This window comes from Burkholderia sp. 4M9327F10, assembly GCF_005503145.1.
Lineage (GTDB): Bacteria > Pseudomonadota > Gammaproteobacteria > Burkholderiales > Burkholderiaceae > Paraburkholderia.
Genome location: NZ_SCNV01000004.1, coordinates 213,634 through 230,509, shown reverse-complemented (window position 1 = coordinate 230,509; position 16,876 = coordinate 213,634). Strand labels below are relative to the sequence as shown.

Below are 16,876 nucleotides of genomic sequence, written 5' to 3'. Positions count from 1 at the left end.
CACGCTTCCTAAAGCGTCGACAAGGTCAACATATTTTTTACCGAAACCACGCCCGGTACGGCTTCAGCAGCATGCGTGGCCAGTTCCATCTGCGACTCCTCCGGCACCGTGCCTTCCAGCGTCACCGCACCGCCGTTGGCCCGCACTGTAATTGCGCTGCTGCGCAGGCCTTTGGTCCGGCTCAACGCACGCACCACATCCCTCTGCAATGCACGATTGGCAGCCTTTGCCGCTTTCGGGCCGGATACGGCGGCGGCCGCCGCCGACGATGTATCGCCTCCCTGCGCGAATGCGCTAAAGGTAACCAGCGCGATAAAGACACTACCAAAAAGCCGGATACACAGACTCGTTTTCATTCGATCATCCACCCATAGTAATTTTTGCCATGAAACGGCTTGCCGGCACCGCGACGCCAGCTTGAACCGCCCAACTGGATCGCGAAACAATGCGCTCTAGAAGCGATGCGTCATCCCGAGCACCGCAAGCACCTGTTTCGAGCCGGCCGTTACACCCGTCACGCCCGGCCAGCTCATGGTGGCGCTGCCGTTGTTCTTGAAGTAGCCCGCGCGCATGTAAAAGCTGGTGCGCTTCGAGATGTTGTGATCGACGCCCACCTGGACACCCGGCGTGTTGTCGTGGACACCACGTACATCACGTTCGATCGCGGCGATCTCCACGGTATCCACAGCCGTTGCCTGAATCGTCGCTCCCAGTTGCATGATGCTGAACGCGTGTACGAACGTCGACAGCGGCACCTTGGTAGCGGGCGTGATCGCGACCACTGCATCAGCCGGTACATCGTTCGGCTTGTTATACGTATAGTTGAACTGGAAGTTCACGATGCCCCAGCGATAAGCGAGTGCGCTCGTGAAATGCTCCGTGGCCACCAGACTGAAGGTCGTCAAAAGGTTCGGCATGGCGGGTACGAGAGGCGCCGTTTCCTTCGCACCATGCTGGAACTGATAGCCAAGGCCCGCGTAGAAGCCATAGCCCGAGTAGTTGGCGGCGAGATCGAGCATATTGCCGCTTGTGACCGGTAGCGGCTGCGTCACCGTGGCGGGCAGTGCATACATCGCGTACACGTGCACGCCCCGCATATCCGGCGAGGTGTAGACGATCGCATTGCTGGTGCGCCCGGAGATGTATTGGGTCGCAAGCGTGGCTTTGTCGGTGATCCCCGCCAGGTCAGCCGCCGCGAGCGGTGACAGGACTTCGTTGCCACGGAACGGATCGCTGAAATACACGGCCCAGAAACTGGGCTGATATTGACGCCCGAAAGTCAGCGCGCCATAGGTATCGTCTTTCAGGCCAACCCAGGACTGGCGGTAGAACAGTGTTGTGGTGTCCGCGAATAACGTGCCGTTGTTGACGTTAAAGCCGCTCTCGACATCGAACACCGCTTTGAGCCCATTCCCCAGATCCTCATTTCCCTTCAGACCAAACTGCGAACCTGTCGAACCACCGCTTCTTTCGGAAAACGAATGATTTCCACCATTATGGAGATATTGGACGAACGTGTCGGCTACGCCGTATAGCGTCACGCTCGACTGTGCAGCGGCCCCGCCAGCGGCAAGAATCAAGCTAGTTCCGCAGATACCCTTACAGATCAACCGCATGCATGTCTCCTGTTTATGTTTTGCTGATCCCACGGACCGCGGTGGCGCAAGTTCGGACAGACGCGGGCCTCGCAACTCGCACTTTGAAATGGTTGCGTTGCATGGCCATATTGCAGGGAGGGGATTGCCGCTCACCTACCCTTACGGAGGGGGGACGGGAATACCCGGACGCTCGCAGCAGGATCGGCGGCAGCGTGCGGCACCGCGTCGAGGGGCTGCACATGCGGTGCGGCGGGGGCCGCGCCTGGCACGAAGGCGCTCGTGCCGTCTGCCTCGTGCGGTCTGACAGGCATTTGCCTGTGCGAGCGCGATAACCGCTGATCGGGAATCGCACTGACTCCGGGAAGGGTATCGTGCCGGTTAAAATGGATCGATCATCACGGACGCTGCCCACGCAGCGCAGCGTCATTGGCGTAAGGCGCAAGTCACCATGCCGCAAAAGATCCTTTCCGTCGACGCAGGCCAGCCGCAGCAGGACGCTCCCGGTAAAGCGGAGTCCAGACTGAACCCGCCGCGCAGCGCAACCCGCATCGTTGCGCGCGAGCGCCTGCTGACCCAGCTACTGGAGGCGCGGCGCAAGCGTTGCATCGTCATGCAGGGGCCGGCTGGCTGCGGCAAGACCTCCACACTCGCAGCATGGCGCGAAGCATTGCTGCCGCTCGGTTTTGAGATAGCGTGGCTGACGCTGGCGCCAGACGACAACGACCTCACGCTCTGTCTTGACCATGTGATCGCCAGTCTCGCGCAGGTGGCGCCGGCAATCTGCCAGGAAGCCGCGCTGCTTGGCGGCCGCGGCACAGACGACGAAGTCGTCGAACGTACGGTAATCGCGCTGGTACGCGGCATTGCCAGCCATGGTGCCGACATCGTGCTGGTACTCGACGATCTGCATCACATCAGCAACGCGCGTTGCCATGAGGCGCTGCAGTGGCTGCTTGACTACGCGCCGGCCAACCTGCACATCGCACTGGTGTCGCGCGCGGCCATGCCGCTGTCGCTCGGCCGGCTGCGTGACCAGGGGCTCGTACTTGAACTCGACATGCGCGATTTGCGTTTTACCGCAGCCGAATCGGAAGCGTTCCTCAAGGCCCAGCTTGGCAGCATCAGCGCACGCGACGCCCGCCAGATGCATGAGATGACCGACGGCTGGGTCGCGGGTCTGCAACTGTTTGCGATGCGCCTGAAACGGCGCAAGCCGGGCGTCGCCGGGAGCACGCCTGCCGAGTCGCTGGCGCACACGCAAATCTACCTGCAGGACGCGCGCGCCTTCGCCGAATATTTTGAGCGCGAGGTGCTGTCACGCCTCTCGCCGTCCGAAGTCGAACTGTTGATCCGCATGGCGACCTGCGCGCGCGTGTGCGCGCCTCTGTGCGTGGCGCTCGTCGGCGATGCGCAGCGGGCCGAAGAAGTGCTGGCGCTACTGGTGCGGCTCGAAAGCGAAAATCTCTTCATTGCGCCCGCCGGGCGTTCCGGCAGCGAAACGTGGTACCGCCTCAATCCCCTGTTCCGCGAGACGCTGCTGGAGCGATTTCGCGCGCGCAGCGAATTGCACCAGCGCGAAGTGCATCACACCGCATGGCTCTGGTTTCGCGATCACGGCCACCCCGATGAGGCGGTGCGCCATGCGCTGCTCGCCGGAGAAGCGGCTGCCGCCGCCGATCTCGTCGAACGCATCGCCCGCACCATGCAGATCCGCGGTGACCTGCGCGAGCTGGTGCGCCTGATCCGCCTGCTGCCCGTCGCCGAAATTCAGGCGCGCATTGCCCTTCGTCTGTGGATGCTGCACCTGCATCTGTACGCCCGCGAATTCGACGCGTGTGCCGCCGGCATTACGCGTCTTGAAGCTGAAACGCCAGATGCGGACAGCGCGTCGCACTATCGCCTCGCCTTGTTAAAGGCGGCGCTTGCCGTGCAGCGGGACGATCCCGATGCCGCGCTGGCGGTGCTGCCGGACTTGCTGCATGCGCCGGATGGAGTGGACGGATACGCCATAGGCAGCCGCAACAACCTGCTTTCGTGGATCTACATGCGGCGCAGCGAGTACGAGCATGCCCGGCGCATTCAGCTCGACGCGCCGGCAATCCTGATGGATGGAGCGCCGCTCGTCGGCACCTCGGGCGGCACACTCAACGGACGCTGCATGACAGGTTTCAGTTACGCGCTGGAGGGAAAATTCGTGCAGGTCGAGCGCATCAGCCGCGACGTGCTGTTCCAGGCCGACCCGCGCGGCAGTGCAGCAGCCGAAGCCGCGTGCTTTGCCGCGGCACTGCTTGGCGAAGTGCTGTACGAATTCAACGATCTGGACGCCGCGCGCAAGCTCCTCGAAGATCGCGTAGACGTGCTGGAGCGCGTCTCCATACCCGACTCCGTGCTGCGTGTGCTCACGGTGCTGTCCTCTGTCCACTGGCTGGCAGGTCACCGGCTCGATGCATTCGCTTACCTGGAACGTCTCGAAGAGTACGCAACCCATCACGGTCTGCAACGGCTCGTCGCCAACAGCCTCGCCGAGCAGGTTCACCGGCACCTGCTCGGCGGCCAGTTCGATGCGGCAGAGGCCTGTCTCGCGCGGCTCGATGCGATGAGCGTTCGCATTCCGGCTACACGGCCCAGCACGCTCGCCGAAGTCGGGATGCTGGCAAAGCACGCGCAGATCGACTGGTGCATCGCGCATGAGGACTTCGAAGGCGCAGCCGCGCGCCTGCCTCCGCTGATCGCGCTTTGCGAGGAGCGCGGCTGGCAGCGGCAGGTCGCTACCCTGCGCATACAGAGCGCGCTGGCCGACCTGCGCCGCGGCCGCGGCGACGCAGCACGCCTGAACGTGCTCGCGGCGCTGCGCAGCGGCCACAAGCTCGGCCTTGTACGCAGCCTGCTCGACGCCGCCCCGGGCGCGCTCGGCCTGATCAACCGGGTGGCGGAAAATGAACCGCCTGATCCGGTGCTCTCCTTTTACGTGAGCCGCCTTCAATCGGCCCAGCAACGCACCGCTGGGGATGCGCTTGCGGCCGCCGGACAGGCTGCGCCGCGCAGCGCTGCGACCGGCGCCGAGGCGCTCAGTGAGCGCGAAGCCCGGGTGGTCGGGCTGCTCGCGCAGGCGCTGCCGAACAAGAAGATCGCGCGCACGCTCGGCATCTCGCCTGAAACGGTGAAGTGGCATCTGAAAAATATCTACGGCAAGCTCGGCGTGTCGAGCCGCGACGAGGCCGTGGCGCGCGTGCGCGATCTCGAACTCGGCGCTCCCACCTCGACGGACGACGCGTCCGGCAATCGCTAGCCCTGCGGAAAGATTCCACGGCTGACAGCAGCGCACGCCCCGTTGCCGGCAACCGCAACGGGGCCGCTTTCCACTCTACTCGCACCCGCGCCACCCACCTTGGGTGGTTTCGGCGCGCCGGCAAACGACTATTCTTGATCTCAACGTATGGCGAGTCCGTCTGGGCGCGGTTCCTTTTGCGCAGACGAACACGCCCACAAAACCAGACGCGGCTGCGCGGCATCGCGCTCACCAAAGCCCAGGAGACACAGCGCAATGACTTCGCTCACCACGAGTGAACCTACCGCCGCACCGTATCGTCCAGTGCGGTTTCCGGAGCCGGCTACGCTCGTCGAAAGGCGCGCCGACGGCTCGGTGATTCTGCGCTCCGCCAAACCGCCCCCCGCGATCAGCCAGCAGAGCTTTGCTGATTTCATCCCCATCTGGGCGGAACGCCGTGGCGAAACTTTCGCGTTCCGCGAGCGTGACGCACAGGGCGCGTGGCGTTCGCTCACATGGGCCGCGCTATGGCAGCAGGTGCAGTCCGTTGCCGCGGGCTTGCTCGAGCTAGGTCTGGGCCCGAACCAGCCACTCATGCTGCTCTCGGGCAACTCCATCGAACAGGCTGTGCTGTTACTGGCGGCGGAGTATGTCGGGATTCCCACCGCCCCGGTTTCGCCCGCTTATTCCCTGCTGAGCAAAGACCTCCTCCGCCTCAAAGGCGTGCGTGAACTGGTACCGCCGGCTGCTGTCTTCGTCCAGACAACCGCAGCCTTTGAGCGCGCCCTTGCCGCGCTTGGCCTTCGCGATGCGCCCATCATTGCGGTGCACGGGGCAGCCGCTGGCCACGTGGCATGGCGTAGCCTGGCAGAAACCGTTCTGACGCCAGAGAGGCGCGCTGCGACTGCATCGGCGCACGCGGCACGCCGCGAGGCAGACACGGTGCGGGCACTCTTCACCTCCGGCTCGACCGGCTTGCCCAAAGGGGTCAGCCTCACCTATGGGAACTTCCAGGCGGTCGCCTCCTATTACGCGGACAACCTCGGCTGGCTTGAAGACCCTCAGCCTGTGTTTCTGGACTGGCTGCCGTGGCATCACGGTCTCGGTGGCGTGCTGAACCTCGGGCGCTCGGTACAGTTCGGCGCGACGCACTACATCGACGATGGCCGGCCGGTGCCCGGCCAGATCGAACGCACCGTGCGCAACCTGCGTGAAGTCGCGCCCACTGTCTTCACCAGCGTGCCGTCGGCATGGGCCATACTCGCAGGCGAACTCGAACGCGACCCGGTGCTTGCGCGCAATCTCTTTTCGAATGCACGCTTCTTCGGCTACGGCGGCGCGAGCATGCCTCGCGATATCTGGCAACGCATCCAGAACGTGGCCCAACAAACCGTTGGCGAGCGCATCGCCTTCTGTACAGGCCTCGCCTGCACCGAAACGACGGGAATGGGCACCTACTGCGGGCGCGCCGGCGACCATCTCGGCAACCTCGGCACACCGGTGCCGGGCGCAGAAGTCAAGCTGGTTCCCGCCGAGGGCGACGACGGACGCTACGAGATCCGCATGCGCGGCGCCCACATCTTTGCCGGCTATATCAAGCATCCTGAGCTCACGACCGCCGCATTCGACAAAGAAGGCTATTTCTGCCTGGGTGACGCGGTGCGCCTTGCCGATCCGCAGGACCCCGCGAAAGGCATGCTTTTCGCCGGCCGCGTAGTCGAGGATTTCAAGCTGACCAACGGCACCTGGGTGCGGACCGGGGCGGTACGTCTCGCACTGGTCGAGCAATGCGCCCCGCTTATCAGCGACGCGGTGATCTGCGGCCACGACCGCGGCTATCTCGCCGCGCTCGCGTGGCCCAACGTGGCCGCCTGCCAGCGCCTCGCGCCCGGGCTCGCGGGCCTCACGGCGGCAGAGCTGGTGCGGCATCCGCTCGTCGTTGCCGCGCTGGGCGCACGTCTGCGCGCCCAGCAAGCCGCAGGCGCGAGCGTCGCAGTCGAACGCCTGATGCTGATGGCCGAGCCGCCATCCATCGACGCCAACGAGATCGCCGACAAAGGCTACGTGAACCAGGCCGTCACCCGAGCGCGGCGCGCACATCTGATCGATGAGTTGTACCAGCCCGAACCTGCGGCGCATATCGCCTGCGCACGATGAACCGTGGTCGGGACTGAAGCCCCATTCATACCCAGGACAATCGCAATGCACATTACCCGTACCGTCTTTCGCGACGATCATGAAATGCTCCGCACCACGGCGCGCCGCTTCCTCGAACGCGAATGTGCGCCGAAGCAGGCCGAGTGGGACAAAGCCGGCTGCGTCGATCGCGAGACCTGGCTGAAAGCCGGCCGCGAAGGGCTGCTGTGCCTTACCCTGCCCACCGAATACGGCGGAGGCGGCGGCGACTTCGGTCATGCCGCGGTACTCAACGAAGAAATCAATGCCATCGGCATTAGCGGCCTCGGCTTCGCCGTTCACTCCGACATCATCGCCCCGTACATCGCACGCATCGGCAACGAGGAGCAGAAGCAACGCTGGCTGCCTAAGGTCTGCTCCGGCGAATACATCCTTGCCATCGGCATGACCGAGCCGGGCACCGGCAGTGACCTGAAGGCGGTGCGCACGACCGCTGTGCGCGACGGCGACGAATACGTGATCAATGGCAGCAAGACCTTCATCAGCAACGGCCTGAACGCCGATCTGATCGTCATGGTCTGCAAGACCGATCCGAACGCCGGTTCGCGTGGCGTGAGCCTGATCGTGGTCGAAGCGACGCGCGAGGGCTTTCGCCGCGGCCGCAAGCTCGATAAGGTCGGCCAGCATGCACAGGACACCGCGGAACTCTTCTTCGACAACGTGCGGGTGCCGGTCGCAAACCTGCTCGGCGAAGAGGGCAAGGGTTTTGCCTACCTGATGGCCGAACTGCCGCAGGAGCGCCTGTCGATTGCGCTCGGGGCCGCCGCCAAGCTCGAAGCCTGTCTCGAACACACGATCAATTACGTGAAGGAGCGCCAGGCATTCAACCAGACCGTGTGGGACTTCCAGAACACCAAATTCAAGCTCGCCGACATCAAGGCGCAGACGATCGCGGTGCGTTTGATGGTCGACCATTATCTGTCCGAGCACGTGCGCCGGCGCCTCACACTGGAAGAAGCCGCGATTGCCAAGCTGTTCGCGACTGAGACGCTCGGCAAGGCGCTCGACGAGATGGTGCAGCTACACGGCGGCTACGGCTACATGCTCGAATATCCAGTGGCTCGCGCCTTCGCGGATGCACGCGTCACGCGTATCTACGGCGGCACCAGCGAGGTCATGCGCGACCTCATTTCCCGCAAGTTGTGAAATCCGACTATCTATCAGGAAGGAGCAACATCATGAGTCGCAAGGTCTTCGTCGCCGGTGTCGGCATGATTGCGTTCAGGAAACCTGGCACTAGCGAGCCCTATGACGTAATGGGTGCGAGCGCGGTGCGCGAGGCGCTCGCCGATGCGGGGGTCGACTATGCCGACGTGCAGCAGGCTTACGCCGGCTATGTGTATGGCGATTCGACGTGCGGCCAGAAAGCGCTGTATCGCGTTGGAATGACCGGCATTCCGGTTATCAACGTCAATAACAACTGCGCGACGGGTTCGTCGGCCCTGTTTCTGGCGCGCCAGGCTGTGCAAAGCGGCGCGGTGGACTGCGCGCTCGCGGTGGGCTTCGAATTCATGGGACCGGGTGCGCTGAGGTCAGTGTGGACGGACCGCGCCAGCGCTCTCGAACGTGCGCTCGACATGACAGACGAACTGGTCGGGCGTCCTGAAGGCTTGAGCAACGCGATTCGCCAGTTCGCCGGCGCGGGAATGGCGCATATGAAGAAATACGGCACGAAGCTCGAGACGTTCGCGAAGATTCGCGCCAAGGCGAGCCGGCATGCTGCGCACAACCCGCTTGCTGTGTTCCGCAACGTTGTCTCGACAGACGACGTGATGGCCGCACCGATGCTGTGGGACGGCGTGCTGACCCGTCTGATGGCCTGCCCGCCGACCTGCGGCGCGGCGGCGGCCGTTGTCGTGTCGGAAGCGTTCGCCCGCAAGCACGGCCTGCGCACCGACGTGCTGATCGCCGGCCAGGCATTGACCACCGATCAGCCCAGCACCTACGACACAAAAGACATGATCCGCGTAGTCGGCTTCGACATGACGCGCTCGGCTGCGAAATTCGCCTATGAGCAGGCAGGCGTGGGCCCCGAAGATATCGACGTCATCGAGTTGCACGACTGCTTCGCACAAAACGAGTTGCTGACCTACGAAGGGCTTGGCCTGTGCGGCGAAGGCGAAGGCGAACGGCTCGTCCAGGACGGACATAACACGTACGGTGGCAAGTGGGTGGTCAATCCATCGGGCGGCTTGCTATCCAAAGGTCATCCGCTCGGCGCGACCGGTCTCGCTCAATGTTATGAGATGACCCGGCAGTTGCGCGGCACGGCGGAACAGCGCCAGGTGGAAGGCGCAAAAGTGGCGCTCGCGCACAACGTTGGTCTCGGAGGCGCTTGTGTCGTGACCGTGTACAAGGCAGCGCAACGCGCCACGCTCTGACGGAGGGTTTGAGATGATCGACAAGAAATTCATCGGCAAGAAGCTGCCACCGTTTCACGCCAAAGCCGAGGCGGGACAGTTACGCTTCTTTGCGAAGGCAACGGCCGAAACCAATCCGGTCTATTTCGACGAAGCGGCAGCACGCGACGCAGGCCACCCCGCCCTGCCCTTGCCCCCCACGTTTCTCTTCTCGCTCGAATTCGAACAGCCGGACAAGAGCTGGCGCGATGAGATGGGCATCCAGGTGGCGCGCATCCTGCACGGCGAGCAATCGTTCACGTATCACCGGCTCGCCTATGCGGGCGATACGCTGAGCTTTGAGAGCCATGTTGCCGACATCTACGACAAAAAGGGGGGTGCGCTCAGTTTTGTGGTGCGCGAAACCCGTGTGACCAACCAGAACCGCGAGCATGTGGCGGATCTGCGAAGCGTGCTGGTGCACCGCAACGGCTGAACCGGAGAGCCCCTATGAGCAGACTGAACTTCGCGCACATTCAGGTGGGCGACGCACTTCCCGAACTGACACTCGCCCCGATCAACCGCACGACGCTGGCCCTCTTCGCCGGTGCTTCAGGCGACCATAACGCAGTCCATATCGACCTGGACTTCGCGCGCCGCGCAGGCATGCCCGATGTGTTTGCGCACGGCATGCTGTCAATGGCGTACCTGGGCCGTCTGCTGACGCTTTGGGTTGACCAGCGGCAATTGCGCCAGTTCGGCGTGCGCTTTGTCGGCATCACTCACCTGGGTCACCAGATTACCTGTAGCGGGCGCGTGGTCGAAAAATTCGAGGCGGATGGTGAACCACGCGTCAGACTGGAAATTCGGACCATCAATCAATACGGCGAACCACGCGTCCTTGGCGATGCGGTCATCGCTCTGTAGTGCAAATCAATCAAGGAGAGAGAAACATGGGAAAGCTGGACGGGAAAGTCGCGCTGGTCACAGGCTCAGGACGAGGGATTGGCCGTGCAATCGCCGAGAAGTTCGCTAGCGAGGGCGCGCGCCTGGTGATCAACGATCTGGACGCCGAGCCTGCCCACGAGACGGTTGAAGCCTTGCAGAAGATGGGCGTCGACGCCGTGGCATGCGTCGGCAACGTCAGCGCACCGGACTTCGCCGAGCGCTTTATCAATACGGCAATGAGCACGTATCGAGGCATTGACATCATCGTCAACAATGCGGGCTACACGTGGGACGACGTGGTGCAGAAGATGACCGACGAGCAGTGGTACGCAATCATCGACTGTCATATGACGGCACCGTTTCGCATCCTGCGCGCGGCCTACCCACACGTCAAGGCGCTTCATGCCGCCGACAAGGAAGCCGGCCGCGAGATTTATCGCAAGATCGTCAATATCTCGTCGGTCTCGGCGTTGAACGGCAACGCCGGCCAGATCAACTACTCGTCGGCGAAGGCTGGTGTGATCGGCATGACGCGCGCCATGGCCCGCGAATGGGGGCGCTTGAACGTCAACGTGAACTGCGTGGCGTTCGGCCTGATTCATACGCGTATGACTTCGGCAGACGCCAATGCGGGTGCGACGGTGAAGATCGAGGGGCGTGATATTCGTGTGGGTCTGAACCCTGAAATGCTAAAGACACACGCGCAGCGCAATCCGCTTGGGCGAGGCGGCACACCGGAAGAGGCAGCCGGTGGCGTGTATCTGTTCTGTTCGCCCGAGTCGAACTACATTACCGGTCAAACCATTGCTGTGGCCGGGAATCTGCAATAAACCGGGGACACCGGCAGACCTCGTGGAATGCCATCCGGTCAAGGCCGCGGATTACTAAGGAATGCCAATGAACCAGATCCTTGCAATACGCGTGTTTGTCAGTGTGGCTGAACTTGGCAGCTTCCGCGGCGCAGCACGGCAACTCAATGTATCCAACGCGCTAATCACCCGGCTAATCGCTGCGCTCGAGGACCACCTGCACACTCGGCTTCTCGATCGCAACACCCGCAATGTGGCGCTCACCAAGGTGGGATCGCACTATCTGGCTAGCTGCCGCTATCTGCTCGGGGAACTTGACCGTCTGGACCGCTCAGTTGTAGACGCAAGCGCGGAACCGGGCGGAACACTCAGGCTTATCGCATCCAGCACTCTTGCCTTGACATCGTTGACGCCCCTGCTGGACGGCTTCCGGCGGCTTCATCCGCGCGTCAACATCATTCTGACGCTGATCGAGGACCCTGTGGAGCGGTTCGAGGTCGGCTACGACGTCGGGCTCATTAGCGGCTTGGCGAACCCGGGCAACGAAATGGTTGCGCAATCGCTTGCCACCCATTCCATGGTGCTGTGCGCGGCCCCCGGATACCTCGCCGATCATGAAGCGCCCGTCAACCTGGAGCAACTCGCTCAACATGCGCTCATTGGCCTGTCGCGCGAACAACATGGTTCGAGGTGGCATTTCACGGGCCCTGCGGGTTCCGAAGTGGTAAGGCTCCAACCCGTCTACGTGGTCAACAGCGCCATGATGGTGCGGTTTGCCGCGCTTGCGGGCATGGGCATCGCCATGCTGCCGTCGGTTATGGCGGCCGGCGATCTCGAAGACGGTACGCTGAAACGGGTCCTGCCGGCCTATTCCATTGAAGGCGACGAATTCAAGGTTTCGCTTGTCTATCCGAACCGTCAATATCTGCCAACGAAGACGCGCTCGTTTATCGATTACGCTGTTGAACATCTGTCAAACTGGCGCGGCAGGAGGGACTCGAACCCCCGCCCCTCGGCTTAGAAGGCCGATGCTCTATCCAGCTGAGCTACTGCCGCCATGATGCGCAGTGATGTTAGCTTAACGTGCGGCTCACATCACCTGTGGTGAACACCCTGATTTCAGGTTTTTAGCGGACCCGTGTTCCATCTGTCGAACTATCGGGAGGCGAAACTGGAATTTTAACCGACCGGCCCGATCACGCCCGCGCAACGAACGTTACAGGCAAGGCAGGGGCCGGATTATAACCGAACCTGGCGTGCCGCCAGGCGCGGACTGACATGATGCCGCCCCTGGCGCGGCGCGCTCAGACGGGCTGTGCGTGCAGCATGAACCAGCCGAGACACACGATCCCGGCGATCACGCAGTACACGCCGAAACTCGCGAGGCGCCCGCGGCCTTCAAAATAGCGCATCAGGAAACGCACGCTCAGATAAGCCGCGATAGCCGTCAACACGCCGCCCAGCAACGCGTCGCCAAGCTGACCCGGTGCGTGAAACAGCTTCGGCAGCTCAAGCACGCCTGCAGCGAAAATGATCGGCGTGCCGAGCAGAAACGAGAATTCCGCCGCCTTCTCCGCCGTCAGCCCCGCGGCATTGCCGGCGATCATCGTCAGACCGCTGCGCGAAAAGCCTGGAATCAGCGCGCCGATCTGCGCCAGGCCGACAAAAAACGCCTGACGGAACGTCAGCTTTTCCGGCTGCTGATGCGCGCGTGAACGCTGCAGACGGTCGCCGAGCCACAGCAGCACCCCATTGACGATCAGTGCGAGCGCCACGATGCGCAGATCGTGGAACAACCGCTCGAGGCGCTTTTCGAGCACGAGGCCGACTAGCCCGGCCGGAATCGTGCCGATGATCAACGCCCACATCATGTGTCCATCGTCGTTACGGCGCCCGCCGAGCGAGGCGAAAAAGCCGCTGATCAGCGCGACCCAGCGAGCGCGGAAGTACCACAGCAGCGCAAGCGCGGTGCCCAGGTGCAGCGCGACGAGGAACGGCAGTAGTTGCGGCGCATGGGCGTCGATATGCATGCCGAACAGCGCCGGCACGAGCAGCGTATGACCCAGGCTGCTGACCGGAAACAGTTCCGTGACGCCCTGCAGCACGCTCAGAAAAATCAGAAACGACAAGCTCACGCGGCGGTCCTTTTTATGAATAAGCAATCGAGGAGGAGCACGCCGGACCACAGGAACCGGCGCCTGGAAGCGCACCGATTATGCCTGGCCGCTATGTCAGCGCCAAGCTTTTGAACCGCATTTGGGAAAATTTTGACGCGTTGCGTCACAACTCGAAACGGTTGTTACGCCACTGCAATCCATTCGATGCGTCGTTTGCGGGCTGCCCATGCAGGGGCCGCTGGAAGCCGCCCGGGCGGCCAGCCGGTGCGAGGAGAGAAAACGGGGTGCGTCCGGTTTGCCGCGAGCCGTGCGGCACGGTATCCAGACGTGAGCAGACGTGAGCGCTCAGCGGTCGAGCTTGTAGAAGAAATACACCGTGCTGCCGGCAAACATGCCGAACAGGGCCATGCCCATTGCCATTGCGAGATCCATTGCGCCTCCGGAATCCAGTCGCGCCCGGCGGCTGGATTGACCGGGCAGTTCGGCGATTATCGTCAAGCTTACCGGTCGCGCGAACCCGTAATTGCCCGGGAAGGGTTTCCCCGTAGGCCAAAGCAGCGCAAAATCGGCCTCGCGCCACCGCTGCGCGGAGCGCGAAACCCTTTGACTGAACCGCTACCCACCAGACGTCCACCATGGCCCAATTCCAGCATCAGGACATCATCGAAATTACTCACGGCGCTTCGCTGCTGCGCTTCGCCCCGCAAGCCGGCGGGCGTCTGCTGTCGTGGCATATCGACGGCCAGCCGGTCATCTACTGGCCCGAGGTCGCCGACTGGAGCCATCCGGCAAAAATCCGCGGCGGCAATCCGCTGCTGTTTCCGTTTCTCGGGCGCCACCGCGTCGACGGCCAGATTGGCCGCTGGCGCGACGCCGCCGGCACCGTGCGCGACCTGCCAATGCACGGCTTTGCCCGCGACCTGGCGTTTGCGGCCAGCGTCGAGCCCGCTGCAGGTGGCCCGACGGTCCGCATGACGCTTACCGATAGCGAGGCCACCCGTAGCCTCTACCCGTTCGGTTTTCGCTTCGAGGCCGTCTACCGGCTCGTAGACGACCACACGCTCGACGTAGAACTCACCACCGCCAACACCGGGACGGCGGCGCTGCCCTACTACGCCGGCCATCACTTCTACTTCTCGCTGCCGCACACACAGCGCGGCCAAACCGTGCTGGAGTTGCCGCCCACCGAGGGCCGGTATCAGCAGGCCGACGGCTCGATCAGCGCCGCCGAGCCTAGCGCGGCGCGCTACACGCTCGATGAGGCACGCATTCTCGATTGCTTCCACTGCTTAACCGATAGCGCGGATGCGCAGAACAGTCCGGTCCGCCTGATCGCGCCCGGTCTGAACCGCTCGATCACACTCGACCTGGATCGGCCCGGCTCGGTGCCCTGGTACGCCGTGACGACATGGACCGAGGCGCCTGAGTCGGATTTCTACTGCGTCGAACCCTGGCTCGGGCTGCCCGACGCGATCCACAACGGCCTTGGCCTGCGCTGGCTCGAACCGGGCCGGACCGAGACCGCTGCGTTGCGCATCGCCGTCGCCGCGCTGCGCTGATCCGTCGCCGCCACGAGCCGCCCGCGCAAGCCGCGGCGCGACGCGGCTCGTGGCGCGTGGCGCGCCCCGTGCAGTTCACGCGGCGCGGTCCTGTTTCGAGTGCTGCGCTGCAAAACCGTTAGAATCGGACGTTTTTTTGCCAATCTGCTGCGTGATCAGGATCGGCGCGCAGCAGTGCTTTGCGAGGTCCAATGTTGGGAACAAGAAGAATGAAACGGCTCGTGTGCGTGTCGTTGTTGGTAGTGCTCGCCGCATGCGGGTCTGCGCCTGTGGGTCCGGGGTTCTATCGCGTCGAACGGGGCGACACCTTGTCGAAGATTGCCCGCAGCAACCGGCAGTCGGTCCAGAACATCGTGCGCTGGAACAACCTGTCGAATCCGAACAGCATCGAGGTCGGTCAGGTGCTGCGCGTCGCGCCGCCCGGCAATTCGGCCCCCGTGACAGCGTCGGCAGGCGGCGCCGAGCGCAGCAGCCGCGGCGGCGGCCCGGCCGTCGCGCCGGTGCCGCGCAGCACGCCGGACGACTCGGCGCCGAGTGCTGCGCCGGCATCATCGATCTCACTCGTCTGGCCCGCCGACGGCACGGTGATCCGCCGCTTCGACGGCTCGAATTCAAAAGGCATCGATATCGCCGCGAGCGCAGGCACGCCCGTGGTGGCCGCCGCAGCCGGCACGGTGGTGTATGCCGGCAATGGCCTGCGCGGCTACGGCAATCTGCTGATCCTCAAGCACAACGCCGACTATCTGACTGCGTACGCGCACAACCGGGTGCTGCTGGTTAAAGAAGGCCAGACTGTCACCCAAGGCATGAAGATCGCCGAAATGGGTGACACCGATACGGACCGCGTCATGCTTCACTTCGAGTTGCGCTACCAGGGCCGCTCGATCGATCCGTCGCGCGCGCTACCGGCACGTTAATTGCGGGTGATGGCAGTCTGTGCGAAAACTCCGGTTTCGCGCGACGCTCCATCTGAAACCGGACACGGCGCCGCCTGGCCGTGTCCGCCCCCAATCCGTGAGGAGCCTCCGATGAAATGTGGACGGACCCCAGACGCCGCTGCCATGGCAATAGCGGCGGGCCTCGCCGCAGTGGCGCTCGCGAGCCTCGGCGGCTGCGCCAGCTCGACCAAAATGACCTACCTGCCTAACGGCGATACCGGCTTTGCGATCAATTGCAGCGGTAGCGACGCCAGCGAAAGCTGGGCCGAATGTTACAAGCGCGCCGGTGAAGTCTGCGGTGCATACGGCTACGAGGTGATCACGAAGGACGTCGACAACGGCGCCACCTCCGGCGGTTCGATCGGCGGTGTGTTCGGCGCCAACGTGAAGAACCGCTCAATGGTGGTTCGCTGCAAGCAGTAAGGGCAATGCGGCAGGCGGCCTGGCTTGCGGCGCCGCCTGCTCTAACCATCAAACGCATTGCGCGAAAGTTTGCATTCGATCTCAATTGAAGCGCAATAAACTTCACCGCATGCAAATTCCGGGCTTGCCTGAACAAAAAAAGCCCGGCTCCAAGGCCGGGCTAACGGGGGTTCGGCGCATATCGGTAAAGGACCGGTTCACCATGCGCCAAAACGGAATCTATCACGCCACCCCGCGTTCACCATCAGTTAATTACACAAAAACTGTGATGCGGCGCACGGAGTACGCATCCCGTGAACCGAAGATAATGAGATAAAGGTCAATAGAAAATGGCGAATGAAACACGCGGCGCTCTCGCCAGATTCCCTTGAAGCGCTAATCGAAGCGCGCCACATCCTTGCCGGACAGCGCTCCGACGCTGGCTTCGCGCGATTCGCCAAGAACCTTCCTCAAATCGATCTGAGATTAGACTGTTAAATTTAAAACGCCACCCTCTCCATTCGGAACAATCTGACGGGCTTGGTGCGAAAACGCACCTTCAGCGACGTCGATCTCAAAATGCGAATCGGCATCGGGATTCAATTCATCAGTTGATTCTGATTAATTCGCGTTGTGCGGATCATTTTATCTGTTAAATATGTTGAAATAAATCGGGTTTTGAGTCGCGCTGCACATTGCCGA

15 protein-coding genes and 1 tRNA gene are annotated in these 16,876 nt (G+C 63.0%); 11 read left to right on the top strand and 5 right to left on the bottom strand.

Translation table 11 applies throughout. The features are described from left to right. Positions 1–8: 8 nt before the first annotated feature. Both FFS45_RS06900 and FFS45_RS06895 read right to left on the bottom strand, forming a co-directional pair. A complete protein-coding gene (locus FFS45_RS06900; protein ID WP_137954007.1) occupies positions 9–356 on the bottom strand; it encodes a BON domain-containing protein in 348 nt (115 codons plus the stop codon). Positions 357–452: 96 nt separating this feature from the next. Further along, positions 453–1,616, bottom strand: coding sequence for a porin (locus FFS45_RS06895; protein ID WP_137953952.1), 1,164 nt, complete (start codon positions 1,614–1,616; stop codon positions 453–455). Positions 1,617–2,046: 430 nt separating this feature from the next. Between FFS45_RS06895 and FFS45_RS06890 the strand changes: the two genes are divergently transcribed. The 8 genes from FFS45_RS06890 (at position 2,047) to FFS45_RS06855 (ending at position 12,179) form a co-directional block, all read left to right on the top strand. After that, on the top strand, positions 2,047–4,887 hold the full coding sequence (locus FFS45_RS06890) for a LuxR C-terminal-related transcriptional regulator (RefSeq protein ID WP_137953951.1): 2,841 nt from the start codon (positions 2,047–2,049) through the stop codon (positions 4,885–4,887). A 255-nt stretch (positions 4,888–5,142) separates the two neighbouring features. Next, the gene (locus FFS45_RS06885; protein WP_137953950.1) at positions 5,143–7,023 is read left to right on the top strand and encodes a feruloyl-CoA synthase; all 1,881 of its coding nucleotides are present in this window, start codon (positions 5,143–5,145) and stop codon (positions 7,021–7,023) included. Positions 7,024–7,068: 45 nt separating this feature from the next. After that, on the top strand, positions 7,069–8,208 hold the full coding sequence (locus tag FFS45_RS06880) for an acyl-CoA dehydrogenase family protein (protein WP_137953949.1): 1,140 nt from the start codon (positions 7,069–7,071) through the stop codon (positions 8,206–8,208). 32 nt (positions 8,209–8,240) lie between these two features. Next, complete coding sequence (locus tag FFS45_RS06875; protein WP_137953948.1) at positions 8,241–9,443, top strand: lipid-transfer protein; 1,203 nt, start codon at positions 8,241–8,243, stop codon at positions 9,441–9,443. 13 nt (positions 9,444–9,456) lie between these two features. After that, positions 9,457–9,897 (top strand): MaoC family dehydratase N-terminal domain-containing protein, encoded by a 441-nt coding sequence (locus FFS45_RS06870; protein ID WP_137953947.1) that lies wholly within the window; start codon positions 9,457–9,459, stop codon positions 9,895–9,897. Positions 9,898–9,911: 14 nt separating this feature from the next. Further along, a complete protein-coding gene (locus FFS45_RS06865; RefSeq protein WP_137953946.1) occupies positions 9,912–10,328 on the top strand; it encodes a MaoC family dehydratase in 417 nt (138 codons plus the stop codon). Positions 10,329–10,354: 26 nt separating this feature from the next. Next, on the top strand, positions 10,355–11,179 hold the full coding sequence (locus FFS45_RS06860; protein ID WP_137953945.1) for an SDR family NAD(P)-dependent oxidoreductase: 825 nt from the start codon (positions 10,355–10,357) through the stop codon (positions 11,177–11,179). A 61-nt stretch (positions 11,180–11,240) separates the two neighbouring features. After that, complete coding sequence (locus FFS45_RS06855) at positions 11,241–12,179, top strand: LysR family transcriptional regulator (protein WP_349292311.1); 939 nt, start codon at positions 11,241–11,243, stop codon at positions 12,177–12,179. On the opposite strand, the gene FFS45_RS06850 is transcribed toward FFS45_RS06855, so the two are convergent. From FFS45_RS06850 to FFS45_RS41620, 3 genes are all read right to left on the bottom strand, one after another. Further along, a tRNA-Arg gene (locus FFS45_RS06850) sits at positions 12,138–12,214 on the bottom strand. The genes FFS45_RS06855 and FFS45_RS06850 overlap by 42 nt on opposite strands. A gap of 248 nt (positions 12,215–12,462) precedes the next feature. Next, positions 12,463–13,293 carry an undecaprenyl-diphosphate phosphatase gene (locus FFS45_RS06845; protein ID WP_137953944.1) on the bottom strand — a complete coding sequence of 277 codons (831 nt, stop codon included), beginning with the start codon at positions 13,291–13,293 and terminating at the stop codon, positions 12,463–12,465. A gap of 327 nt (positions 13,294–13,620) precedes the next feature. Then, positions 13,621–13,773 (bottom strand): hypothetical protein, encoded by a 153-nt coding sequence (locus tag FFS45_RS41620; RefSeq protein WP_171029579.1) that lies wholly within the window; start codon positions 13,771–13,773, stop codon positions 13,621–13,623. Positions 13,774–13,910: 137 nt separating this feature from the next. Here FFS45_RS41620 and FFS45_RS06840 point away from each other — a divergent pair, with 137 nt between their 5' ends. From FFS45_RS06840 to FFS45_RS06830, 3 genes are all read left to right on the top strand, one after another. Beyond that, positions 13,911–14,834: an aldose epimerase gene (locus tag FFS45_RS06840; RefSeq protein WP_137953943.1), complete on the top strand. Its 924-nt coding sequence runs from the start codon at positions 13,911–13,913 to the stop codon at positions 14,832–14,834. Between the two features lie 191 nt (positions 14,835–15,025). Further along, positions 15,026–15,751 carry a peptidoglycan DD-metalloendopeptidase family protein gene (locus FFS45_RS06835; RefSeq protein WP_137953942.1) on the top strand — a complete coding sequence of 242 codons (726 nt, stop codon included), beginning with the start codon at positions 15,026–15,028 and terminating at the stop codon, positions 15,749–15,751. Positions 15,752–15,895: 144 nt separating this feature from the next. Further along, the gene (locus FFS45_RS06830) at positions 15,896–16,195 is read left to right on the top strand and encodes a hypothetical protein (RefSeq protein WP_137954005.1); all 300 of its coding nucleotides are present in this window, start codon (positions 15,896–15,898) and stop codon (positions 16,193–16,195) included. Positions 16,196–16,876 lie beyond the last annotated feature (681 nt).